General features: G+C 39.3%; 4 protein-coding genes and 1 pseudogene. 3 read left to right on the forward strand and 2 right to left on the reverse strand.

Annotated elements, in window-relative coordinates; genetic code table 11:
* Window positions 1-189 (reverse strand): annotated as a pseudogene (locus ACNPNW_RS15705) (hypothetical protein); the annotation flags it as partial.
* 92 nt (window positions 190-281) lie between these two features.
* Window positions 282-923, reverse strand: coding sequence for a LexA family protein (locus tag ACNPNW_RS15710; RefSeq protein ID WP_086044489.1), 642 nt, complete (start codon window positions 921-923; stop codon window positions 282-284).
* A 99-nt stretch (window positions 924-1,022) separates the two neighbouring features.
* Here ACNPNW_RS15710 and ACNPNW_RS15715 point away from each other — a divergent pair, with 99 nt between their 5' ends.
* The 3 genes from ACNPNW_RS15715 to ACNPNW_RS15725 form a co-directional block, all read left to right on the forward strand.
* On the forward strand, window positions 1,023-1,241 hold the full coding sequence (locus ACNPNW_RS15715; protein WP_314102814.1) for a Cro/CI family transcriptional regulator: 219 nt from the start codon (window positions 1,023-1,025) through the stop codon (window positions 1,239-1,241).
* A gap of 17 nt (window positions 1,242-1,258) precedes the next feature.
* A complete protein-coding gene (locus ACNPNW_RS15720) occupies window positions 1,259-1,747 on the forward strand; it encodes a phage regulatory CII family protein (protein WP_448767146.1) in 489 nt (162 codons plus the stop codon).
* Between the two features lie 21 nt (window positions 1,748-1,768).
* Window positions 1,769-2,142, forward strand: a 374-nt coding sequence (locus tag ACNPNW_RS15725; protein ID WP_448767147.1) for a primase-helicase zinc-binding domain-containing protein, incomplete at its 3' end; no start/stop codon positions are given.

A 2,142-nucleotide genomic window follows, 5' to 3' on the forward strand; every position in this document is an offset into this window, starting at 1 on the left:
CTGGGCAATTGCACTGTTAAATTCAAATGGACTATTCGCAGCAGCAATAGATTGAATGGCGCTTTGGATCTGAGTGATAGCCTTCGATTTGTAGAAATCAAAGTCTTGAATTTGTGGTTGTGCAAAGTCAGCAGCAAATAAGCGACTTGTCACGATTTGATCGAAGTTATTTTGATTTGAATTACGCATAAAAAAACCTACTGAGTAAAGTTTGTTTTTATAAACTAACTTTACTCAGTAGGAGTGTCAATAGAAAACTAACTAAAATTTGTTTTTAAGTATTAAATGAACTTTTTGCTAGGTTCAAATTTGCCTACATATTTCCCTTTGTATTCACAGTTTTCTTTAAGCTCAATAATATTGGGCTGAAAGTTTGGGTTCAGGGCTTGTAAGTACATGCGACTGTAATCCTTGACCAGGGCTTTAAATGTTGCTTCATCATCACATTGCGCCACTATCATTTCGCCAGTTTGAACATACTCAATTGGGATATCTGGATCGATACAAATATAATCGCCATCTTTAAAGTGTGGAGCGTTACTGATTCCACGTACTATCATATAGAAACTGTTTTTTCCTGCATTTGGTGGTGCTGGAAGCCATTGATCAATATCGATTTTGTTGACTGACTGAACGTTAGTCCAATTGCCAGCTTGAACATCAGATAATACTGGAAGCATTCTGGCTACTGGTCTGTAATCTTCAACATTCTCAGCATTCTGGACTTCACCATACATAATGAAGTCGATAGTTGTGTTTAGTGCTGGGGCTATAAATTGCAAGCTTTCTAACTTTGGCACATTTACATCTTTTTCCCACAGAACTACTGCTGCATCGGAAACGTTTGCAATTTTTCCTAATGCTTTTTGGGTCAGCTTTTTTTCTTTACGCAATTTTTTAATTCTGCTGCCGATAGTGTTCATTTTTAAGTCCTTATCAAAAACTAACTTATATTAGCTATTGACCGGCAAACTAAACTCATATTAAATAATACTTACTTAAGTTAGTTTTTGGGTTGAGTTATGACTAGAGATGAAGCCATTCAATTATTAGATTGCAGCCTATCTGAGCTTGCAGATCGACTGGGTATTACAACTGCAGCAGTTGCAAAGTGGAATAAACAGCAGATTCCACGACTTCGTGAATATGAGATTAGAGCATTGGCTGAAGGACGTACTCCCTATGGGCTTCCAAGTGTTAAGCCAAATTTACCGAAAGTGTCTAACTCAATAAATGACTGATTATAGAGATTTTAAACATGAAGCTTAGTAGCCTTGAACGTCGTGATCGTACCGTAATGTCTTTAGAGATGGCATTAAAAGCAGCGGTATATACACCAAATGATGACAGCATGATGTCACGTATTGCCGAAAAGAATTGCTTCAACATTAATACATTTAGAAGCTCGTTAAACCCTTCGACTACTACCCATAAAGCCAACATTTACCATTTGGAAGCAGTTTTGGCAGAAACCAAAGATCCAAGAATCATGGACAGTATTTGTGCCATTCACGGCAAGGCTGCCTGGTTTGAATTGCCAGATCTGCATGAATTAACAGAAACGAATTTTCTGAAAAAAATTGGCAAATTGGCCAAAGAGCAGGGTGAGTTATCCCAGTCAATTGCTGAAGCTATTTCGGATAAAAGCATTTGTTCAGATGAATACGATGTCATTCATAAAGACGTAATGGATCTGATCCGTGTCGCGCTGACCTTGCTGTCCATGGTCGAAAGTCATAAAGATTAATTTATATTTGTTGGGGTCGCTGTGAGTAAACCAAAATTTCAACTAGATGACGTAAAGGCGCATGCACGTGGTAAATGGGACATGATTTTCCCTCAGTTTGCCATTGCCATGCCACCTAAAAAGCGTCATGCACCTTGTCCCGCCTGTGGTGGTTCAGACCGGTTCCGTTATGACGATAAAAAAGAAATGGGTGATTTCTATTGTAACGGATGTGGAGCTGGTGACGGCTTCGAGCTGATTTCACGCTGTACCCATCTTTCTTTTCCACAAGTCCTGGAAGAAGTGGCTGCTATCGTCGGACTAACGGCTGACACTAAAATCACGGATGCAGACCGTAAGCGCTGGAAAAAAGAAGCCGATATGCGTGAACGTATTCGCCTGGAAGAAGAAGCAAA

This window comes from Acinetobacter endophylla, assembly GCF_053543775.1.

Coding starts and splice junctions, on each gene's coding strand:
- ACNPNW_RS15710 (WP_086044489.1), bottom strand. CDS start 923: ATGAACACTATCGGCAGCAGAATTAAAAAATTGCGTAAAGAAAAAAAG.
- ACNPNW_RS15715 (WP_314102814.1), top strand. CDS start 1,023: ATGACTAGAGATGAAGCCATTCAATTATTAGATTGCAGCCTATCTGAG.
- ACNPNW_RS15720 (WP_448767146.1), top strand. CDS start 1,259: ATGAAGCTTAGTAGCCTTGAACGTCGTGATCGTACCGTAATGTCTTTA.